Genomic DNA, 19,368 nt, shown 5'->3' with positions numbered 1-19,368 from the left:
TCGGGATGCGAATGGTTGACTTGATACGAAAAAAAAGAACCGGCGGCGAACTGTCCGAGGCGGAAATCCGATCCATCATCAGCGGCATCGTATCCGGAGAAATTCCCGATTACCAGACCGCCGCGTGGGCGATGGCCGTCTGTTTCACCGGAATGTCCGACGAGGAGACGGCTGCGCTCACGATGGCGATGGCTCATTCGGGAGACGTCGTCGACCTTTCCGCCATTCGCGGAGTCAAAGTGGACAAGCACAGCACGGGCGGCGTCGGCGACAAGACGACGCTCATTCTGGCGCCGCTGGTGGCCGCCTGCGGCGTGCGGGTCGCCAAGATGAGCGGGAGGGGACTCGGACATACCGGCGGAACGATCGACAAGCTGGAGTCGATCGCGGGCTTCCGGACGGAGCTGAGCCGGGAAGCTTTCTTCGCTCAGGTCAATGAGATCGGAGCCGCCGTTATCGGACAAAGCGGCAATATCGCTCCGGCGGACAAGAAGCTGTACGCGCTGCGAGACGTCACCGGCACCGTCGATTCGATTCCGCTGATCGCCAGCTCCGTCATGAGCAAGAAGATCGCCGCGGGAGCGGATGCGATTCTGCTGGACGTCAAGTATGGAAGCGGCGCGTTCATGAAAACGGCCGAAGATGCCATCCGGCTCGCCCAGGCGATGGTCGCGATCGGTACGCAGGTCGGGCGCGAGACGGTTGCGGCGATCAGCGACATGGACCAGCCTCTCGGCCGATTCGTCGGCAACGCGCTTGAAGTCCTCGAAGCGATCGAGGTGCTGCGCGGCGAAGGGCCGGACGACCTTCGCGAGCTGTGCCTGGCGCTTGGCGCGCACATGCTCGTGCTCGGCCGCCGGGCGGCCGACCCGGAGTCCGCCCGCGCGCGGCTGGCTGAAGCGCTCGCGTCGGGCGCCGCGCTGCGCAAGCTTGGGGCGATGATCGCGGCCCAGGGCGGCGATCCCGCCGTCACGGAGCGCCCCGAGCTGCTGCCGGCGGCGCCCAATCGGATTCCCGTCCTCTCCGAGACGGACGGGTACGTGCACGGCATCGACGCCGAAGCGGTCGGCGTCGCCGCCATGCGGCTCGGCGCCGGCCGCGCGGCCAAGGACGACGCGATCGATCACGCGGTCGGCATCGAGCTGGCGGCAAAGCGCGGGGATTTCGTGCAGCGGGGCGGCACGCTCGCCTATTTGCACGCCCGCGCGGATGACGCCTCGGCAGGTGAGGCGAGGTCCCGGTTGCTCGCGACGTACAGGCTCGCCGCCGAACCGCCCGCCTCGCTTCCGCTTCTGTATGCTGTCGTTACCCAATACGGAGTTCGCTACTGACGCAATTAGTGCTTAACGCAGACGGCTGGCTGGCTGGCTGGAGGAGAGAACGGTTCTCTCCTCCAGCCTTCCTTGCTTTTTTCCGGAGTAAAATCCCTTTCCTTCGAAATTCCCTTCGCTCAGGATTCGCCCTCGTTCCGACCTCTTTTCTCTCTTTTTATCGAAATCCCCGTCCCTCAGGAATGTATCGTGGCCTGCTCTTTTCTGATGATCACCCGTGTAATCGGCAGAATAGGCTGCGACCAGCTCAACTTTTCATTTGGCAAGGCTATTTTCGCAGAAGAAGCATTCTGAGCGAACGGGATTTCGTCGTAAAAAGAACGAGAAGGGCGTCCAAGCGTCCTGAACGAGCGGGATTTCGTCGTAAAGAGAATAAGAAGTGCGGACAGGAGTCCTGAACGAACGGGATTTTGTCGTAAAGAGAATAAGAAGTGCGGACAGGAGTCCTGAACGAACGGGATTTCGTCGTAAAGAGAATAAGAAGTGCGGACAGGAGTCCTGAACGAGCGGGATATCGGCGTTAAGGGGAGAATTGACGCACGGATAAGCATCCTGAGCAAAAGGGATTTCGTTGAAAAGCGGGAAAAAGAACGAAGAAGCAGGAGCCTGAGGGAACGGGATATCGACGTAAACACGACCGAGAATACGACAAGACCGCCAGGCTAGCGAGCCCTGGTGGTCTTTATCACATAAAAATTTCCGAGCAAGATCAGGCGGCGAACTGTTCGCCGGTCCGTGAGGATTTGGAGCGGAGGAACCGGCGAAGCTCATCCAACAGGGAGTCCATCTCGAGGCGCAGTTCGCGAAGCTGTTCCGCACATGCCGTCTCCACCAGCGAATGCTCGGCTTCCTTTAGTTCGCCCGCGGCGATCGCGCCGGCTAGGCGTTCCCGTTCCGCGTCGTTATGCAGATAAGCGGCGGCAACATTCGCGAGACGTTCGTTCGGTTCTCTCACAAGCAGGCTCCTCTCCGGTTCTCATGATTTATTTTCATTAATCCTATCATGAAAATGTTAATGAAAGGAAGATCCTGTGTAAGTTTCGTGTTAAATAAATCGCAAAATAGTCTAAATTTTCGAAAAAATATCGCAAGGAGGATACGCAGAGTCGGGGAGGGGACGTCCGAATATTTTATCCGGCGCAAGGGCACACTGGATGGAAGAACAGACCAACGCCAAATCCGGCATCTGGAAGGGGTACCAGCCAATCATGCACAATGCAACCATTCGGAGATGGGTTCGTCCGTTGGCGATTTGGACGCTGACCGCTGCGCTGACGGCCGCATCGGCCTCCGCCGCGTGGGCCAAGGAACCGGCGGCTCCGTCCGGCAAGGCGCCGGCGCCGCAGACCGATCTGGCCGCGAACGCCCGATCCGCCATTCTGATCGACGCCGACAGCGGGACGGTCATCTACGAGAAGAACAGCCACGCTTCCCTTCCGCCGGCCAGCATTACGAAGATCATGACGATGCTGCTCGTGATGGAGGCGCTTGATGACGGACGCCTGAAGCTCACCGATAAAGTGCAGACGAGCGAATACGCGGCTTCGATGGGCGGTTCGCAAATTTTTCTCGAGCCCGGAGAAGAGATGACGGTGGACGACATGCTCAAAGGCGTGGCGCTCGCTTCCGGCAACGACGCTTCGGTCGCGCTCGCGGAGAAGCTGGCGGGCAGCGAAGATGAGTTCGTCAAGATGATGAACGCCAAAGCGCAGCAGCTGGGCATGAAGAACACCAAGTTCATCAACTGCAACGGTCTTCCGGCGGCGGAGCACGTATCGTCCGCGCACGATATTGCCGTCATGTCGAGGGAACTGCTCAAGCACGAGAGGATCACGCAGTATACCGGCAAATACCAGGACTATTTGCGCAAGGATTCGCCCAAGCCGTTCTGGCTCGTGAACACGAACAAGATGGTCCGGTTCTATCACGGGGCGGACGGACTGAAGACCGGTTTTACCGGCGAGGCGAAGTTCTGCTTGTCGGCGACGGCGAAGCGCGACAACCTCCGGCTGATCGCGGTCGTCATGGGCGAGCCGAACACGAAGACGCGCAATGCGGAAGTGTCGAAGCTGTTCGATTACGCGTTCGCCCAATTCACGAACGTGCCGATCTACAAGACCGGCGACGCCATCGGTTCGCTCGCGATCGAGAAGGGCAGCCAGGCCAAGCTGCCGATCGTCGCCAAGCATCCGTACAGCGTGCTGGTGCGCAAAGGCGACGGCAAAGGCAACATCCGTCACGAGCTTCTGCTCGATAACAAGGTGACCGCGCCGGTCAAGGCCGGCCAGCAGGTCGGCAAGCTGATCGTCTACCGGGGCAACGAGGTCATGACGGAATTTCCGATCGAAGCGCCGGCATCGGTGGGACGCGCGGGCTGGTGGACGCTGATGAAGCGTTCGGCGGGCAAGCTGTTCATGCACGGATAGGCGAGAACGGGATGAGAAGGGCAAGGGGGCTGGACGCTGCGCGTCTTCCGCCTCTTTGCGCTTTTTGTCGCGTGAAGGCGGGTAGCTTCTACTTTTGTCGGAGGGCAGGAATGAGTGCCGGATTCGTAGAAAGGAGTGAGGGTAAGAGGCTGCGAGGATAGGCCGATCTCGATGGGAGGAGAATCCGCATGAGTTTGCAGGTGGAGCTGGAGCAGCATCGGAACGTGCTGGTCGTCCGCTTGAGAGGGGAATTGGATCATCATACCGCGGATGTCGTTCGGTTCAAGATGGAAGACGCGATATTGCGGGGGCGCTGCGATCATGTGGTGCTGAGTCTGAAAGATTTGCAATTCATGGACAGCTCGGGTCTCGGCGTCATTCTCGGCCGTTACAAGCTGATCAAGAGCCGCGGCGGGAAAATGGTCGTCAGCGACGTGCAGACCGGCGTGAAGAGACTGTTCGAATTGTCGGGGTTGTTCAAGATTCTGTCTCTCTATGAGACGGAACGATCGGCGTTGGCCAGTCTGGAGGTTGTATCATGAGCGAACGCAATTTCATGAAGCTGTCGTTTGCCAGCCGCTCGGAGAACGAATCTTTCGCCCGGGTGACGGTGGCGGCGTTCGTCTCGCAGTTGGACCCGACGCTGGAGCAGCTTAACGACATCAAGACGGTTGTGTCCGAAGCGGTCACGAACGCGATCATTCACGGCTATGAGAATTCGCCGGAAGGGATCGTGGCCCTGGAAGCAGAGATCGTAGGAGATACGGTATCGATCATGGTCAGCGACGAAGGCCGGGGCATCGAGGACATTGACCTCGCCCGCCAGCCGCTGTTCACCTCCCGTCCGGAATTGGAACGTTCCGGGATGGGCTTTACGATTATCGAGAACTTCATGGACGAGCTTGAAGTGACGAGCGAACCGAGCCGAGGGACGAGGCTTCGGATGAAGAAGCGCATCGAGTCCAAGAAGGCGCTGTTCAACTAAAACCGCGCGGCAGGGGTTGGAGGCATGGATATCGAATGGAAACGCTCGTCGTCGCCGCCCGGATACCTGGATGACGCGGAAGTGAAGCGCCTGATCGCGCTCAGTCAATCCGGTGACAGCACGGCGCGCGATACGCTGGTTCAAAGCAATATCCGTCTGGTCTGGTCCGTCGTGCAGCGTTTCTCCGGCAGGGGCTACGACGCCGAAGATTTGTTCCAGATCGGCTGTATCGGTCTGCTGAAGTCGGTGGACAAATTCGATCTAAGTTACGACGTCAAGTTCTCGACTTACGCCGTCCCGATGATTATAGGAGAGATTCAGCGGTTCCTGAGGGACGACGGAACGCTGAAGGTAAGCCGCTCCCTGAAGGAGATGGCGAACCGGGTGCGGAAGGCGAAGGACGAGCTGTCCAAGACGCTCGGACGTCAGCCGACGATCTCGGAAGTGGCCGAGCAGCTCGGCGTCACGCCCGAGGAAATCGTGTTCGCGCAGGAAGCGAACAAGCCTCCGACGTCGATTCACGAGACGGTGTTCGAGAACGACGGCGATCCGATTACGCTGATGGATCAGATTGCGGACGATTCGCAGGAGAAATGGTTCGACAAGATGGCGCTGACCCAGGCCATCCAGGGCTTAAGCGAGCGTGAAAGATTGATCGTCTATTTGCGCTACTTCCGCGACCAGACGCAATCGGAGGTAGCGAGCCGGCTAGGAATCTCGCAGGTTCAGGTCAGCCGGCTGGAAAAGAAGATATTGCAGAACATCAAAGAGCAGATCGCGCAATAGCACGAAGCAAGACCGCCGTCCGGAGGAGATACAGCCTCCGCGTCAGGGCGGTTTTTGCTTTTTTGGGGAATACGTCGCGTTTGGGGATATCTTTCCGGCGCTTTGCTTCATACTAAAGGAAACGTTGGCGCATCCCGGCTGCCGGCAAAGGGGGGATTCGTCATGGATGCGACCGTCTATATTCGGCTTCGCCGAAGAATCGTCGTTGCGCCCGATGCGCTGATTCGGATGTCCGACGTGGCGCGAATCGTCGCCGACGCGGAATGGGAGCAGCGGCTGCTGCCGCTGCCGGTGCTTCGGGTCCGTCCCGAGGACGGGCATCTCCTCGTCATCGATATGCTGCACATTGTCCGAATCATTCGGGAAGTGTCGCCGGACGTGGCGATCGAGACGTACGGCGAGCCGCACGTTCTGGTGGAAGTGGCGGAAGGCGGGCTCGTGAAACCTCGCCGACTGCTTTTCATACTCGCCTGGGTCCTGCTGTTTTTCGGCTCGGGGATGGCGATCATCAATTTTCACGCCGACGTGAACATGCCCGACGTGCAGCGCCGGATCGTCCGTCTGCTGACAGGTAATCCGGACTGGCACCCATGGCTGTTCCAGGTTCCGTATTCGCTCGGCATCGGCTTCGGGATGCTGCTTTTTTTCAACCGGATGCTGGGCCGCAGATGGAACGACGAGCCGAATCCGCTCGAAGTGGAGATGTTCATGTACCAGGAGAACGTGAACCATTACGTCATTACCGAGGAATACCGGAAAAAGCATGAGCCGAGCGGGAGGCGGAAGCGATGACGGAAGCGGCGCGAGGCTTGATGGTGTTCGTGGCGGGACTGGCCGGGGGCTTTGCGGTCGGCAGCGCGTTCGTCGCCCTGCTCATCGTGCTGGACATCGTGCCCCGGCTCGTGCAGTTCACCCGCGCCCATCGCCGCTCATGGGCGTTCGAATCGGCGCTTCTGAGCGGCGCGATTTATTTCAACTGCGCGGATTTTTTCGATTGGAGGCTTTCGCTCCCCAAGATCGTACTGCTCGCTCCCGCCATTTTCACAGGGGTATTCATCGGAATGCTGGCCGCCGCCCTGACCGAAGTGCTGAACGTCATTCCGATTCTGACGAAGCGTCTCAAACTCAAACCGTACTTATTCGCGCTGCTGCTCGCCATGGCGCTCGGCAAAGTGGCGGGCTCGCTCGTCGATTGGCTGGTTCTCCAAGCGAAATGAACGAAGAGGAGTTGGATCACGGATGGAACGGAACGATCACGGCAGTATGGAAACGAACCGGGAAGGAGAAGCATCCGTCCGGAGCCGGGACGACGGTCCCGGCCGGGAGGCGCATCCGGCTCCCGGCATGATCCGGCCGAAGCCGATCGAGGAGCTCCTTCGGAGCGAGATGAGAGAAGACGGCAAAAAGCGGCTGGAGCCGAAACGGGATGAGAAGCGCGAGCGGATCGACGTGCAGCCGGCCCGCGAGGAGCCGCCCGAAGATCCGAACGACCGGATCGCGCCGCGGATCGAGGAGTGGATCGAACAGCTTCGGAAGAAAGCCGGGTATGAAGAAAGCTTCGACGTTCAAGTGCGGCAAATGACGTTCGGCGGCCGCAAAGCCGGGCTGCTGTTCCTGAGCACGCTCATCCAGAGCGTCGAAGTGACGGAGCTTCTCAAGCGGCTGTCGTACGCCGATTCGGAGGCCGTCCGCCATGACGAATACGCATTGAACGCTTTTCTCGCTTACGATCTGCCCATCGCTCAAGTGACCCGCACCTCGTCTTTCGAGAATATGCTCGAGAATGTTTTGATGGGCAACTCCGCCCTTTACGTGGACGGGGAGACGGAAGTGCTTCTGCTCGACATGAAGCAATTCCCGACCCGTTCGCCCGAGGAGCCGGAGCTGGAGAAGGTCGTCCGGGGCAGCCGGGACGGCTTTACGGAGACGCTGCTTTTCAACGTCGCGCTGGTGCGCCGGCGGCTGCGCGACAAGCGCGTTCGCTTCGAAATTTTGAGAGTCGGCACCCGCACCCAAACCGATATCGCGCTCGGCTATATCGAAGATATCGCCAATCCGGAACTGATCGAGTCCGTGCGCGATAAGGTGCAGGCGGTCAACATCGACGGCATACCGCTCGCCGACAAACAGCTCGAGGAGATGACCGTCAAGACGAACTGGAACCCGTTCCCGCTCGTCCGCTATTCGGAGCGCCCGGACGTCGTCTCCGCCCACCTGCTTAACGGAAGCGTGACGCTGATGGTGGACACGTCCCCGAGCGTAATGCTGCTGCCGACGACGTACTTCGATCTGGTCCAGCATGCGGAGGAGAAGCGTCAAAATCCGCTCATCGGCACTTATCTGCGCTGGGTTCGTTTTTTCGGCATCTTGACGTCCGTGTTCCTGCTGCCGATGTGGTATCTGTTCGCCCAGAATACGGGACTTCGCCCGAATTGGTTATGGTTTCTGGGCGCGAACGACACGGGAGACTTGCCGCTGGTCGTCCAGTTCCTGCTCGTGGAGGTCGGGGTCGATCTGATGAGGCTGGCGGCCGTCCATACGCCGACGCCGCTCGTAACGGCGATGTCGCTCGTGTCCGCAATACTGGTCGGCGACATTGCCGTCAAGACGGGTTTGTTCATCAACGAGGTCATCCTGTACATGGCCGTGGCGGCCATCGGCACTTTCGCGACGCCGAGCTACGAGCTGGGGCTGGCCAACCGGATCGTGCGGCTCGCCCTGCTGCTGTCCGCCTTCGCGCTCGGCGTGCCGGGGCTCGTCGTCTGCTCGACGATCGCGCTGATCAGCCTGGTCATGATCCGTTCGTTCAACGCGCCTTACATGTGGCCGTTCATTCCGTTCAACGGCAAGGCGCTCTTGAGCGTTCTGCTGCGGCAACCGCTGCCCAACAGCAAAATCCGGCCGTCCATTTACCGCTCCAGGGAAAACAAAAAACAGCCTTCCTGAACGAAGGAAAGCGGCTTGCGATTCGGGACGGCCTCTCGGGCGAATGCAAATGTTCCGGTAAATTCTCCATTTCCCCTGCGGGCGGTTTCGGATATACTGGGATCAATCGTGCTAATTAAAGGGGAAATGATGGGATGTATCTACACGGAACCAGTCGAATTAACGACAAGGGTCATCTGGAGATCGGAGGCTGCGACGTCGTCGATCTGGCGAAGGAGTTCGGCACGCCGCTTTATATCGTAGACGAAGAGCTTGTCCGCCGCCGCGCGCGGGAATACGTTCAGGCGTTCCGCGAGACGGGGCTGCGCTTCCAGGTTGCTTACGCTTCGAAGGCCTTCTGCGTCATGGCAATGTGCCGCGTGGCCGAAGAAGAGGGCATGAGCCTGGACGTCGTCTCCGACGGCGAGCTGTACACGGCGCTGCAGGCCGGTTTCCCAGCGGAGCGCATTCACTTCCACGGCAACAACAAGACGCCGGAAGAGATCGAAATGGCGCTTGCGGCCGGCATCGGCTGCTTCGTCGTGGACAACTTCACGGAGCTGGCGCTGCTGAACGCCATCGCCGCCGAGCACGGCAAGAAAGTCAACGTCCTGCTGCGGGTCACGCCCGGCGTCGAGGCGCATACGCATGACTATATCTCGACCGGCCAGCAGGACTCCAAGTTCGGCTTCGACATCGGCAACGGCACCGCCTACAAGGCGGTCGAGCAGGCGCTGGCGCAGCCTCAGCTGAAGCTGCTGGGCGTTCACTCCCACATCGGCTCGCAAATTTTCGAAGTGGAAGGGTTCCGCATGGCCGTGGAGAAGGTCGCGGCTTTCTCGATCGAAGTGCGCGAGAAGCTCGGCGCCACGTTCCCGGTCATCAACCTGGGCGGCGGCTTCGGCATCCGCTACGTCGAAGGAGACGCTCCGCTGCCGGTCTCCACTTACGTTAAAGCGATCACCGACGCGATCATTACGCAGTTCACCGCTGCCGATTACCCGCTGCCGGAAATTTGGGTCGAGCCGGGACGCAGCATCGTCGGCGACGCCGGCACGACGCTTTACACCGTCGGCACGAGCAAGGACATTCCCGGCGTGCGCAAATATGTGGCGGTGGACGGCGGCATGACCGACAACCCGCGCCCGGCGCTGTACGGCTCCAAGTACGAGGCGGTGCTGGCGAACCGCGCGAACGAATCGCTTTCCGAGCTGGTGTCCGTTGCCGGCAAATGCTGCGAGAGCGGCGACATGCTGATCTGGGACCTGAAGCTGCCTCCGGTGGAATCCGGCGACTTGCTTGCGGTCTTCTGCACGGGAGCGTACAATTATGCCATGGCCAGCAATTACAATCGCATCCGCCGTCCGGCGGTCGTGTTCGCGAGAGACGGACAGGCCGACCTGGTCGTCGCCCGCGAATCCTACGAGAATATCGTCGGCAACGACCTGATTCCGGAACGTCTGCGCAAGCCGGCGGTGGCCAAGTAAACGGCTTCGCAAAGCGGTTTTTCCTGGCCGCGAGCCGGAGACGTCCGCTTTCCGAACCTAACAGATGAGGTGGAACAAGATGAAAAAAGGTACGATCACGCTGGAAAACGGCAACGTCATCGAAATCGAATTTTTCGATCAGGATGCGCCGAACACGGTCGCCAACTTCGAGAAGCTGGCGAACTCGGGCTTCTATAACGGCCTCACTTTTCACCGCGTCATTCCGGGCTTCGTCGCCCAAGGCGGCTGCCCGAACGGGAACGGCACCGGCGGTCCCGGCTACGAGATCGACTGCGAGATCAACCCGAACAAGCATGAGCGCGGCGTTCTCGCCATGGCGCACCGCGGCAAGAACACGGGCGGGAGCCAGTTCTACATCACGTACGAGCCGCAGCCGCACTTGGACGGCGTGCACACGGTATTCGGCAAAATCGCCTCGGGAATGGAGCATGTGGACGAGCTCCGCAACGGCAGCAAGATGTCCGAGGTTAAAGTTTGGCAGGAATAACGGCAAGCCGGCCGTAACGCCGGCGCCATCCGCTCCGGATCGGGATTCCGATCTTGGGGCGGATTTTGTTTTTCCGGGGGGAATGTTCTTCACCTGACGTTGGGCCGATGGTACACTGATAAAAAACAGATTCTTGCGTGGAGTTCGGACAAACATTCTTGCCCTCCGGAAAGGGGAACGAGATGGAACGGCATAAACTGCATCTGACCGTCGGTTGGATCGGCATGGCGCTTTATGCGGCAGGCGCGGCATGGTTCGCGGTGCTGGCCGGCCTGCTCAAGACGACGAAGACGCCGCGGCTCTACGATCTGGTGGATATGTACAGCCTCTTCGTCATCGTCTGCCTCGTGTGGGGCTTTATCGCTTGGCGCAGCTTCGCGAGCAGTTGGGGCGGGTATCGACGGCCGCTTCAGGCGGAGGGAACCGAAGAGGCCGGGCGATCCGCGCAGAGAAAAGGGTGGATGGCGGCTCTCGTATTGAACGGCTTATATGTCGCGGTGGACTTGGCTATCGTTGTTTTTCTGGTCTATGCGTTTTGGAAGGCGACGAAAGGGAGCTAAAGGGCGGCAGGTCGCTGACGAGCGGAGCGAAAAGCGCCGGAGCCGCATGTGGCAGCGGCATCCGGCGCTTTCATTATGTGCAAGCTTCACTGTCAGCGAAACAGCTCGGCGATGCGGCGGTTCGCGTCGCCGCGGTACAAGCCGCCGTGGTAGCAGACGACGGCGGCGATCTCGTATTCGGCCAAGGCCGCGAGCGATCGCTTGGCCGTCTCCGTGTCGAGAGCGGGGAGATGCTCCGGCCCCTGCAATTGTCCGTTGGCGACGGTCAGCTCGTCGCCTGCGACAAGCGTTTGGCTCGGGCGATGGTAGAAGCTGATATGCCCGGGCGTATGGCCCGGCGTCGCGATCACGTCGATGCCGCCGCCGAATGGGAGCGCGCTTCCCGGGACGAGCAGAGAATCGACAGGAGCGGCAGGCGGGTGTTCCAGCGCGTAGCGGAACCTCAGCCTGGCCTCCTCCGGCAAGCTGTCCGGAAGCGAGCGAATCGCTTGGTCGATCGCTTCGGCGGTCAGGCGGAGCAGCCTGCGCTCTCCTTCCACATACGGCTTCTCCAATTCCGAGGCGAATACTTCGATCGGTCGATCCGCCCGGCTTGAGATAAGCTCCGGCAAGGAACCGATATGATCGATATCCTGATGGGAGATCAAAATTCGCGTCAACGCCGGCCCTTCCGGTCCGACTGCGCCGGAGATTTGCTCGTCGAGCGTTTGCCGCTGCCCGGGGAATCCGGTGTCGATCAGCACGGCGTCCTGCTTGTCCCAGATCAGAACGGGATGGACAACCTGTTTCTGTCCTAGTATGACGGTTGCGACTTCCAGCATGGCGATGCCCGGAGCGATGTTTTCGGCCATCCTGATCCTCCTCGCTGCGGATTGTCCGCTAGTTGACTGCCGGCAGTCGATTTGCGCGCATGGATAGGATAGCAGAATGAATTGTTCTATGTAAATATCAAAATATTTTATTATAACACAAAAATAATTATTTGTCAATAGAATGTTGTTCAATCGGAGCGGATCGATTGGAGAGGAACGAAGGCGGGATTTCTCCCCGAAGTCCGGAGCTTGAGGCGGCGGCTTCATACCCGACTTCCGTGACAAAGAGAGAAAGAAGGTCACCCAATGACCTACATAGGCAGAATTTCGCGGCATTAAGCGAAAGAAGGTCGCCAGATGACCTTCTTCGGCGAAGTTGCGGGGGGCAACGGACGACCGGTCGGGCAAGTGCGGCCTCGCATGTTTGTCTGCTATAATAGGCCCAAACCATTCAAGGGAGAAGAGTCTATGACCCTATACATCGGACTGCTGAGGGGCATTAACGTCGGGGGCAACCACAAGATCAAGATGGCGGAGCTCAAGAAGCTGCTGGAAGAGATGGGCCTTCGCCGGGTGCAGACGTACATCCAGAGCGGCAATCTCGCGTTCGAATCGGACGAGCGCGAAGAGGCGCTGCGGACGGCGATGGAGAGCGCGATCGAAGGAAAGTTCGGTTTCCCGGTTCCGGTCGTTCTGCGCACTGCAGAAGAACTTGACGCCATCGCCCGCGTCAATCCGTATTCTCCGGATGAGCTGGAGGAAGGGTGGAGCATCCACGTCCTGTTCTACCCGAATGCGGTCGCGCCGGAGCAGATCGAAGCGCTGCCCGATCTGGATATCGGTTCGGATGAATTTTTCGTCGACGGGCGGGAGATTTATCAGCTGTACCGACGCAGCATGACCGACTCCAAGCTGCCTCAGAAGCTTGGGAAGCTCAAGGGCGGAACGGACCGCAATTGGAAAACGGTCGTCAAGCTGATGGAGATGGCCGCTCCGAAGTAAGCATCGGTCAGGAAGCCCCGCGGGGAGACCGGCGCCGCCGGAGTCGCCCGCGGGGGCGCCGCCTCAGCTCAGCGTAAAGTGGTACGAATAGGCGCTCGGACCGGTGGGCTGGACGTAGAGCGTGTAGCTGTGGTAAGGGCTCAGCGTCAAAGAATACGTATGGCTGCCCGCAGAGATGCCGCTTGCGCCGAAGACGTAGCTGCTCGTTCCGCTGACGGTCGTGTCGTAAAGGACAAAGCCGCCGGACGCTCCCGCCGTATCCACGCTGAAGGCGAGCGTATGGGAAGAGGCGCCGTCATTCGAGAACCTCCAGCTGTCCATCGGAGTGCCGCCCTCCATATAACCGTAATTGTCGAAGTTGAGGTAGGTCTGGGTGATGCTGTAGCCGCCCGTTCCTTTCGGATTCTCGTTCATGACCGGATTGGCGAACGCGGAGGACGCCCCGATGACGATGGCCGCCGCGGCCAAGCTCGCCGCAGCCGCTTTGCTCCAACCTTTCTTCATTTTAATCGCTCCTCAAATTTTAGTAAAATCTACCGAAATCATACATCGAACCTCGGCTGCGCTCTACCGTTTGGCGTCGAGACGGTAAAATTGGACATATTCTTCATAAAAGCGCGACTGCTCGCCCGGAGTCCGGTTTGCCAAAGACCCCGGAACGCCGTATCATAGGGGTAAATTCGGAACGGGAGAGAGCCATGCGCGGAACAACGATATTGGTCGTGGAGGACGAGCCGATTCTTCGGGAGATTCTCAAAGACTATTTCCTGAACGAAGGCTGCCGGGTGCTGGAAGCCGGGGACGGCCATCTTGCGTTGTCGCTGTTCCAGGAGCAGACCGTCGATCTGCTCGTACTGGACATCATGCTGCCGGGGCTGGACGGCTGGTCGGTCTGCCGGCGCATTCGCAAAAACTCGGATATTCCGATCCTGATGCTGACGGCTCGCGCGGACGAAGACGACACGCTGCTCGGGTTCGAGCTCGGAGCCGACGATTACGTCGTCAAGCCGTACAGCCCGCCGATTCTGCTCGCCCGGGCGAAGCGGCTGCTCGAGAGCCGCTCTCGAGCCTCGTCCGCCCCGCGGTCGGGAGACGAGCTGCTGGCGCACGGCATTCATCTTCATTTTCCGTCCCGCACGGTAACCGTCGACGGAACGGCCGTCGATCTGACGCATACCGAATTCGAAATTCTCGGCCTGTTGATGCAAAACCCCGGAATCGCGATCGCGCGCGAGCAGTTCATCACCCGCATCTGGGGCTACGAATACGACGGGGACGACCGAACGCTGAATACGCATATCCGCAACCTGCGAACGAAGCTGGGCGATAAGGCCGGACTTATCTCGACGGTCGTCCGGATCGGCTACAAATTCGGGGACGGCCGATGAGAAGCCGGCTCGTTCTGAAGCTGTTTCTGCTGACCGCGGCGCTGTGCACCATCATCTTGGCGGCGGTTTATGCGCTGCAGACTTTATTTTTCAAAGACTTCTACATCAGCCGAAAAGTAAACGACCTCAAGCAGGCGCTTGGCGCTTACGCGTCGGACTATGCATCGGGAGACGGAAGCGAGACGATCGGGCAGCTGGAGCAGGAGCTCTATACCAGGCACAACGCTTGGGCAACCGTTCTGGACGCCAACGGCAGCATCGCTGCGGCGGATCGCTTCGGGATTTATGTCAAGGCGTACACGAACGATGGGGAAACGAGCAACCTATGGGTTCCTTTGACGAATCTCGTTGCTCCGGAGGAAGCGGCATCGTCCGATTTTGCGCTTCAAGCGGGTTCTTCGCTGCTTATCGAAGGCTTCCGGCGCGATGACGTACTGATTCCGATTCAGCTTCAGATGATCAACGGCGCAGGCGGTCAAACCTGGACCAACGACGTTTTAAGCGGCAGGGCGAACGATGCAGACCTCAAGCGAAAGCGGGACGAGGATTCGCAGCAAGCGGAGTCGGGCGCGGTAAACGTGCAAACCGATCCGCCCTACGTCACCTTCAAAGCCGTCGTCACCGTCGTACATCTGCCTTCTTCAACCGGGCCGGATCAACTGCTTTACGCGAACGAGCTGTTTCTTTCCCGAATCAATGAATTTCAGGCGAACCTGCTGTTGGGCGAAGGAGAAACGCCGGCCCAAGGACTGCAGACGACGGATCTTGAACAGAGCGGTATCCGCTACAAGCTCTTCGTTCTGCCGATGACGGACTCTTCCGGCCACGCCGCCTATCTGTTCGCGATGTCGTCGCTGCAGCCGGTGGATGAAGCGGCCCGGATGCTCCGCGATTATTACGGTTACGTGATCGGATTCGCCGTTCTGCTCGTCCTTCTGGCTTCGTCGTACTATGCCCGGACGATCGCCAGACCGCTGCTGCGGATCAACCAGACGACCAAGCGGCTCGCTTCCCTCGATTTTACGGCGGAGCTGCCGGCCTCCTCGGCGGACGAGATCGGCGAGCTGTCCCGCAACATCAACTCGCTCTCGGGTTCGCTGCAGAGACATATCCGGCAGTTGGAGCAAGACATCGAAATGGAGAAGCGGTTGGAGAACACCCGGAAGGAATTCATCGCCGGGGTTTCCCATGAGCTCAAGACGCCGCTTAGCGTGCTCAAGAGCTGTATCTCGATTCTGCGGGACGGCGTCGCAAGCCATAAGCGGGATCACTATTTCCAGGCGATGGATCAAGAAGTGGAGAGGATGGACCTTCTGGTCGTCGACATGCTCGATCTGGCCAAGCTGGAATCCGGAACGTACGCGTTGAAAAAAGAGACGTTCCGAGTAGACCGGCTGGTCATGGCGGTGTGCGACTCTTTGGCGCTGCCGCTCAAGCAAAAGCAGCTTCAATTGCTGACCCGGCTAGCGCCGGTAACCGCCGAAGGCAATCCCCACCGGATCGAGCAGGTGCTGGCGAATTTCCTGACGAACGCGATCCGGCATTCGCCCGAAGGAGGAACGATCGCGGTCATGGCCGAGGAGCAGGAGGACAGGGTGCTCGTCTGCGTGAAAAATAAAGGAGATCCGATCCCTCCCGATCAACTGGACAAGGTGTGGGACCGGTTTTACCGGGGCGAAGCCTCCCGCCGCCGCGACCAGGGAGGGACAGGGCTGGGGCTGGCGATCGCCCGCAACATTCTGGAGCTTCACGGTTCGTCCTACGGCGCGGCGAACACGAAGGACGGGGTTATTTTCCACTTCGATCTGCGCCGGGTTCCGTCGTCTTGAGACCATTTTCAAGCAGCCGCTTGCCATAGGGCAGGCGGCTTTTCTTTATCCCATCTTGACATCGGCTCCATTCGATCTTGACTCGGCCCCGTTATACTGGCCCTGTTGACGAACCACGGACCGAAAGGATGATCTTGCATGAGAAAGACGCAGGTGCTGCTTGCCGGCAGCCTGTTAACGATTTCGCTTGCCGCATGCAGCGGCGGAGGGGATGGAGGTCAGACGCCTGCCTCAAGCGCGCCGGCGACAAAGGGCTCGGCCCCTTCGCCATCTTCCTCGTCTGCCGTTACGGAGCCGGCCATCGCCAGTCCCGCAAGCGACGGAGAGTCGAAAACGATCGTGTTTCAAACCTATCAGTACAACGAAGAATTCGCCGCCGCCATCAAAAACTACGAAGCGCTTCATCCGAATATTACCATCAAGCTGAATTCGCTCGCCAAAGGTGAAGAAGACCTGAACGGACTGGGACTGGAAAAGTTCCGGCAGACGACGAGCACGCAGCTTTTGGCCGGCCAGGGTCCCGATTTGATCGATGTTGATTGGCTGCCGACCGACCGGTATGCGGGCAAAAACATATTGACGGATTTGGGGGCGGCAATGGCGAGCGACCCGTCGTTTCACAAGGAAGATTACTTCGACAACATTATCGAGCCGGTCGGATCGGAGGGGGAGATTACCTCGATTCCGATGTCCTTTTTCATGCAGACGCTGGTCGGAGATCAGGAAGCGATCGAGAAGTCGGGAGTCTCCTTTGACGACAAGAGCTGGAATTGGGATGAATTCGCGGAAGCGGGCAGACAACTGGTAGCCAAAGGAGGTCATGAGGACGCTTATGTGTTCAAGTCCCCGATCAATCTGCTCTATCAGATGGTCCAAGCCAACCTGCCCGCATTGGTCGATGCGGAGCGCAAGGAAGCCCACTTCGATTCGGATCTCTTTATCGGCATGCTAAACGGGATCCGCAAAATGGAGGAAGACAAAGTCGTCACTTTTGATATAAGCAAATTGAGAGACGGCGACGTCTTTTTCCAGGACCTCACCATCGATTCTCCCGAGGGCTATTTGACCCGGATGAGAGACATCCAGTATCCGAAAAAGAAACTTTATTACGCTCCGAAAGCGGACGGTCAGGATCCCGGCGGGTACTTCACGACGTACGACAAACTGGCGATCAACGCGCATTCCAAGGTGCAGGCGGAGGCGTGGGATTTCCTCAAATATTTGATGTCCGACCCGGCGCTAACTCCGGTTTTCGGCCTTCCGATCAATCGGACGGTCTATGAAAAACAGGTCGATCAGCTGCTCGAAGCCGGCCAGTACACGGTCGAAGAAGACGGTTCGGGACGGGGCGGAACGTTCCCGGTGACCAAAGCCGATCTGCAGCCTCTCGACGATATGCTGTCCGGAGCCGCGCATCCGCTGGACTCTCTTCCCGGGACGATCGAGCAAGCTCTTTTCGAAGAGACCCCGGCTTTCTTCAGCGGGCAGAAAACGGCGGAGACGGTGGCCAAGCTGATCCAGAACAAAGCGACGACGTATCTCAATGAATAGGCGGGGGGCGCTCCTGCGGGACGGGCGGGCGGCGCTGCTGTTCCTTGCGCCCAGCGCGCTCGGCTTTGGGCTGTTCTATCTTGTCCCGTTCGGAATGGGCGTCTGGTACTCATTTACGGACCGGACGGGCAGCGGCTCGTTCGCCGGCCTCGAAAATTACAGGGAGGTGCTGGCGAGCGCCTCTTTCCGCCAGGCGGCGGCGAACTCGCTTCTGTTCACCGGAATCGGCGTGCCGCTGCTCATCGCGTTGTCTTTGCTCCTCGCCCTGCTGCTGAACCGCAGCCTTTATTTGCGTCAGACGCTGCGAACGGTTTATGCGCTTCCGCTCGTCGTACCCGTCGCTTCCGTCGCGCTCGTCTGGCAAATCTTTTTCGACTGGAACGGCACGTTGAACGCTTGGCGTCACGCCCTGCATCTGGGACGCATCGATTGGCTCCAATCGGACGGCTCGCTCTGGGTGCTTCTGCTGATGTATCTGTGGAAAAACATCGGCTACGACGTCATTCTGTTCCTGGCGGCGCTTCAGGCCATTCCGGCCTCCTATTACGAGACGGCGCGCATCGAAGGCGCGGGCAAGGTGCGTCAGCTTCTGCACGTTACGCTGGTGTACGTGACGCCGGCGATGGTGTTCGTCGTCCTGATCTCCGTCGTCAATTCGTTCAAGGTATTCCGGGAAGCTTACCTGCTTGAAGGCGACTATCCTTACGGACGAATCTACATGCTTCAGCATTACATGAACAACTTGTTTCTGTCGCTCGACGTGCAGAAGCTGTCGGCCGCCGCGGTGCTGATGGTCGGCAGCATCGTTCTGCTGGCGTCCTTCCTGCTTCGCGCGGAGCGCAAGTTCCGGGACAATCTGGAGTGAATGGAGGGACGGAAGTGAAGCGAGCGAGAGAGCCGCTGACCAAGCTGATCTATACGCTGCTGGCCGTCCTGCCGGCGGCGGCGTTGGCGCTGCCGATCGTGCTGACGCTGACGAATTCGCTGATGACGGAGCGGGAGATCGGCTCCAATTACGACTGGCTCGGCAAAATGGGGGATGTCGCGAAAGGGCAGCAGGACGCGTTCGTCAACCTGAAGCTTCTTCCCGATTGGCTGAGCTTCGGCCAATATGCGCAGCTGCTCCTTCGCGCGCCGGTTTATCTGCATCAGTTCTGGAATTCGGTCGGACTTTCGGCGCCGATCGTCGCTGGACAGACGGCGGTCGCGGCGCTGGCGGCATATGCGTTCGCCAAGCTAAAGTTCAAAGGACGAGACAAGCTGTTTCTCGTCTACCTGATGGCGATGCTGATGCCGTTCCAGGTGACGCTCGTTCCGAACTATCTGATCGCGGGGAAGCTCGGTCTTCTTAATTCCTGGGCGGCCATTATCGGACCGGGAATATTCGGCGCATTCGGCGTGTTCATGCTGCGGCAGTTCATGGCGCATATTCCGGCGGCCTACGCGGAAGCGGCGCGGATGGACGGAGCGGGTCACGGCGTCATCTTCCGCCGCATCGTGCTGCCGCTCGCGAAGCCCGGTCTGGCTGCGCTGATCGTGCTGCTGTTCGCCGATCAATGGAACATGGTCGAGCAGCCGCTTATTTTTCTGGAGGATGCGTTCAAGCAGCCGCTGTCGGTGGAGCTGTCGCGAATTAACGAGCAAGCCCGCGGCGTCGGGTTCGCCGCATCGGTGTTGTACATGATCCCGATGGCGCTGCTGTTTCTGTATGCGGAAGCTTATTTGGTGCAAGGGATCGAGCAATCGGGGATCAAAGGATAGCTTAGGGGAGGGATCTA

The 19,368-nt window shown here is 59.4% G+C and carries 20 protein-coding genes; 17 read left to right on the top strand and 3 right to left on the bottom strand.

The window, feature by feature from the left end; translation table 11 throughout:
* Positions 1-5: 5 nt before the first annotated feature.
* Positions 6-1,331, top strand: a complete 1,326-nt coding sequence (locus H7C18_RS06050) for a pyrimidine-nucleoside phosphorylase (RefSeq protein WP_185128124.1) — start codon at positions 6-8, stop codon at positions 1,329-1,331.
* Positions 1,332-2,040: 709 nt separating this feature from the next.
* Here the strand turns inward: H7C18_RS06050 and H7C18_RS06045 are convergent.
* Positions 2,041-2,286, bottom strand: a complete 246-nt coding sequence (locus H7C18_RS06045; protein WP_185128123.1) for a KEOPS complex subunit Pcc1 — start codon at positions 2,284-2,286, stop codon at positions 2,041-2,043.
* Positions 2,287-2,539: 253 nt separating this feature from the next.
* Here H7C18_RS06045 and H7C18_RS06040 point away from each other — a divergent pair, with 253 nt between their 5' ends.
* The 10 genes from H7C18_RS06040 to H7C18_RS05995 all read left to right on the top strand — a co-directional run bounded on the left by H7C18_RS06040 (position 2,540) and on the right by H7C18_RS05995 (position 11,008).
* Positions 2,540-3,757 carry a D-alanyl-D-alanine carboxypeptidase family protein gene (locus H7C18_RS06040; protein ID WP_185128220.1) on the top strand — a complete coding sequence of 406 codons (1,218 nt, stop codon included), beginning with the start codon at positions 2,540-2,542 and terminating at the stop codon, positions 3,755-3,757.
* Between the two features lie 188 nt (positions 3,758-3,945).
* Positions 3,946-4,299, top strand: a complete 354-nt coding sequence (gene spoIIAA, locus H7C18_RS06035; RefSeq protein ID WP_185128122.1) for an anti-sigma F factor antagonist — start codon at positions 3,946-3,948, stop codon at positions 4,297-4,299.
* Positions 4,296-4,742, top strand: coding sequence for an anti-sigma F factor (spoIIAB, locus tag H7C18_RS06030; protein ID WP_185128121.1), 447 nt, complete (start codon positions 4,296-4,298; stop codon positions 4,740-4,742). Before spoIIAA ends, spoIIAB begins: the two co-directional genes overlap by 4 nt.
* 24 nt (positions 4,743-4,766) lie before the next feature.
* Positions 4,767-5,528: an RNA polymerase sporulation sigma factor SigF gene (sigF, locus tag H7C18_RS06025; RefSeq protein WP_185128120.1), complete on the top strand. Its 762-nt coding sequence runs from the start codon at positions 4,767-4,769 to the stop codon at positions 5,526-5,528.
* A 162-nt stretch (positions 5,529-5,690) separates the two neighbouring features.
* Entirely contained in the window at positions 5,691-6,320 is a 630-nt protein-coding gene (locus tag H7C18_RS06020) for a stage V sporulation protein AA (protein WP_185128119.1), read from the top strand.
* The gene (locus H7C18_RS06015; RefSeq protein ID WP_185128118.1) at positions 6,317-6,745 is read left to right on the top strand and encodes a stage V sporulation protein AB; all 429 of its coding nucleotides are present in this window, start codon (positions 6,317-6,319) and stop codon (positions 6,743-6,745) included. The genes H7C18_RS06020 and H7C18_RS06015 overlap by 4 nt, the downstream gene beginning before the upstream one ends.
* Before the next feature lie 22 nt (positions 6,746-6,767).
* The gene (locus H7C18_RS06010) at positions 6,768-8,474 is read left to right on the top strand and encodes a spore germination protein (protein ID WP_185128117.1); all 1,707 of its coding nucleotides are present in this window, start codon (positions 6,768-6,770) and stop codon (positions 8,472-8,474) included.
* Between the two features lie 134 nt (positions 8,475-8,608).
* Positions 8,609-9,940, top strand: coding sequence for a diaminopimelate decarboxylase (lysA, locus tag H7C18_RS06005; protein ID WP_185128116.1), 1,332 nt, complete (start codon positions 8,609-8,611; stop codon positions 9,938-9,940).
* A gap of 79 nt (positions 9,941-10,019) precedes the next feature.
* Positions 10,020-10,448: a peptidylprolyl isomerase gene (locus H7C18_RS06000; RefSeq protein WP_185128115.1), complete on the top strand. Its 429-nt coding sequence runs from the start codon at positions 10,020-10,022 to the stop codon at positions 10,446-10,448.
* A gap of 182 nt (positions 10,449-10,630) precedes the next feature.
* A complete protein-coding gene (locus tag H7C18_RS05995; RefSeq protein WP_185128114.1) occupies positions 10,631-11,008 on the top strand; it encodes a hypothetical protein in 378 nt (125 codons plus the stop codon).
* A gap of 92 nt (positions 11,009-11,100) precedes the next feature.
* On the opposite strand, the gene H7C18_RS05990 is transcribed toward H7C18_RS05995, so the two are convergent.
* Positions 11,101-11,859, bottom strand: coding sequence for an MBL fold metallo-hydrolase (locus H7C18_RS05990; RefSeq protein ID WP_238357491.1), 759 nt, complete (start codon positions 11,857-11,859; stop codon positions 11,101-11,103).
* A gap of 429 nt (positions 11,860-12,288) precedes the next feature.
* Here H7C18_RS05990 and H7C18_RS05985 point away from each other — a divergent pair, with 429 nt between their 5' ends.
* Positions 12,289-12,822 carry a DUF1697 domain-containing protein gene (locus tag H7C18_RS05985; RefSeq protein WP_185128113.1) on the top strand — a complete coding sequence of 178 codons (534 nt, stop codon included), beginning with the start codon at positions 12,289-12,291 and terminating at the stop codon, positions 12,820-12,822.
* A gap of 63 nt (positions 12,823-12,885) precedes the next feature.
* Here the strand turns inward: H7C18_RS05985 and H7C18_RS05980 are convergent, their stop codons facing one another.
* Positions 12,886-13,326 (bottom strand): hypothetical protein, encoded by a 441-nt coding sequence (locus tag H7C18_RS05980; protein ID WP_185128112.1) that lies wholly within the window; start codon positions 13,324-13,326, stop codon positions 12,886-12,888.
* A 194-nt stretch (positions 13,327-13,520) separates the two neighbouring features.
* On the opposite strand from H7C18_RS05980, the gene H7C18_RS05975 reads away from it, so the two are divergent.
* The 5 genes from H7C18_RS05975 to H7C18_RS05955 all read left to right on the top strand — a co-directional run bounded on the left by H7C18_RS05975 (position 13,521) and on the right by H7C18_RS05955 (position 19,351).
* Positions 13,521-14,210: a response regulator transcription factor gene (locus tag H7C18_RS05975; protein WP_185128111.1), complete on the top strand. Its 690-nt coding sequence runs from the start codon at positions 13,521-13,523 to the stop codon at positions 14,208-14,210.
* Entirely contained in the window at positions 14,207-16,039 is a 1,833-nt protein-coding gene (locus H7C18_RS05970; RefSeq protein ID WP_185128110.1) for a sensor histidine kinase, read from the top strand. The genes H7C18_RS05975 and H7C18_RS05970 overlap by 4 nt, the downstream gene beginning before the upstream one ends.
* Positions 16,040-16,177: 138 nt before the next feature.
* Positions 16,178-17,590 carry an ABC transporter substrate-binding protein gene (locus H7C18_RS05965; protein WP_185128109.1) on the top strand — a complete coding sequence of 471 codons (1,413 nt, stop codon included), beginning with the start codon at positions 16,178-16,180 and terminating at the stop codon, positions 17,588-17,590.
* Positions 17,583-18,455: a carbohydrate ABC transporter permease gene (locus tag H7C18_RS05960; protein ID WP_185128108.1), complete on the top strand. Its 873-nt coding sequence runs from the start codon at positions 17,583-17,585 to the stop codon at positions 18,453-18,455. The genes H7C18_RS05965 and H7C18_RS05960 overlap by 8 nt, the downstream gene beginning before the upstream one ends.
* 14 nt (positions 18,456-18,469) lie before the next feature.
* Complete coding sequence (locus H7C18_RS05955; protein WP_420481839.1) at positions 18,470-19,351, top strand: carbohydrate ABC transporter permease; 882 nt, start codon at positions 18,470-18,472, stop codon at positions 19,349-19,351.
* Positions 19,352-19,368: the final 17 nt, after the last annotated feature.

The sequence above is a fragment of the Cohnella zeiphila genome, from assembly GCF_014212055.1.
Classification (GTDB): Bacteria; Bacillota; Bacilli; order Paenibacillales; family Paenibacillaceae; genus Cohnella; species Cohnella zeiphila.
The sequence above is the reverse complement of the archived record's forward strand: the minus strand, read 5'-3'. Positions and strand labels throughout refer to the sequence as shown.

Excerpts from the sequence above, each read along its gene's own strand:
- H7C18_RS06050 (WP_185128124.1), top strand. The coding sequence starts at position 6 with ATGCGAATGGTTGACTTGATACGAAAAAAAAGAACCGGCGGCGAACTG.
- H7C18_RS06040 (WP_185128220.1), top strand. The coding sequence starts at position 2,540 with ATGCACAATGCAACCATTCGGAGATGGGTTCGTCCGTTGGCGATTTGG.
- spoIIAA (WP_185128122.1), top strand. The coding sequence starts at position 3,946 with ATGAGTTTGCAGGTGGAGCTGGAGCAGCATCGGAACGTGCTGGTCGTC.
- spoIIAB (WP_185128121.1), top strand. The coding sequence starts at position 4,296 with ATGAGCGAACGCAATTTCATGAAGCTGTCGTTTGCCAGCCGCTCGGAG.
- sigF (WP_185128120.1), top strand. The coding sequence starts at position 4,767 with ATGGATATCGAATGGAAACGCTCGTCGTCGCCGCCCGGATACCTGGAT.
- H7C18_RS06020 (WP_185128119.1), top strand. The coding sequence starts at position 5,691 with ATGGATGCGACCGTCTATATTCGGCTTCGCCGAAGAATCGTCGTTGCG.
- H7C18_RS06015 (WP_185128118.1), top strand. The coding sequence starts at position 6,317 with ATGACGGAAGCGGCGCGAGGCTTGATGGTGTTCGTGGCGGGACTGGCC.
- H7C18_RS06010 (WP_185128117.1), top strand. The coding sequence starts at position 6,768 with ATGGAACGGAACGATCACGGCAGTATGGAAACGAACCGGGAAGGAGAA.
- lysA (WP_185128116.1), top strand. The coding sequence starts at position 8,609 with ATGTATCTACACGGAACCAGTCGAATTAACGACAAGGGTCATCTGGAG.
- H7C18_RS06000 (WP_185128115.1), top strand. The coding sequence starts at position 10,020 with ATGAAAAAAGGTACGATCACGCTGGAAAACGGCAACGTCATCGAAATC.
- H7C18_RS05995 (WP_185128114.1), top strand. The coding sequence starts at position 10,631 with ATGGAACGGCATAAACTGCATCTGACCGTCGGTTGGATCGGCATGGCG.
- H7C18_RS05990 (WP_238357491.1), bottom strand. The coding sequence starts at position 11,859 with ATGGCCGAAAACATCGCTCCGGGCATCGCCATGCTGGAAGTCGCAACC.
- H7C18_RS05985 (WP_185128113.1), top strand. The coding sequence starts at position 12,289 with ATGACCCTATACATCGGACTGCTGAGGGGCATTAACGTCGGGGGCAAC.
- H7C18_RS05980 (WP_185128112.1), bottom strand. The coding sequence starts at position 13,326 with ATGAAGAAAGGTTGGAGCAAAGCGGCTGCGGCGAGCTTGGCCGCGGCG.
- H7C18_RS05975 (WP_185128111.1), top strand. The coding sequence starts at position 13,521 with ATGCGCGGAACAACGATATTGGTCGTGGAGGACGAGCCGATTCTTCGG.
- H7C18_RS05970 (WP_185128110.1), top strand. The coding sequence starts at position 14,207 with ATGAGAAGCCGGCTCGTTCTGAAGCTGTTTCTGCTGACCGCGGCGCTG.
- H7C18_RS05965 (WP_185128109.1), top strand. The coding sequence starts at position 16,178 with ATGAGAAAGACGCAGGTGCTGCTTGCCGGCAGCCTGTTAACGATTTCG.
- H7C18_RS05960 (WP_185128108.1), top strand. The coding sequence starts at position 17,583 with ATGAATAGGCGGGGGGCGCTCCTGCGGGACGGGCGGGCGGCGCTGCTG.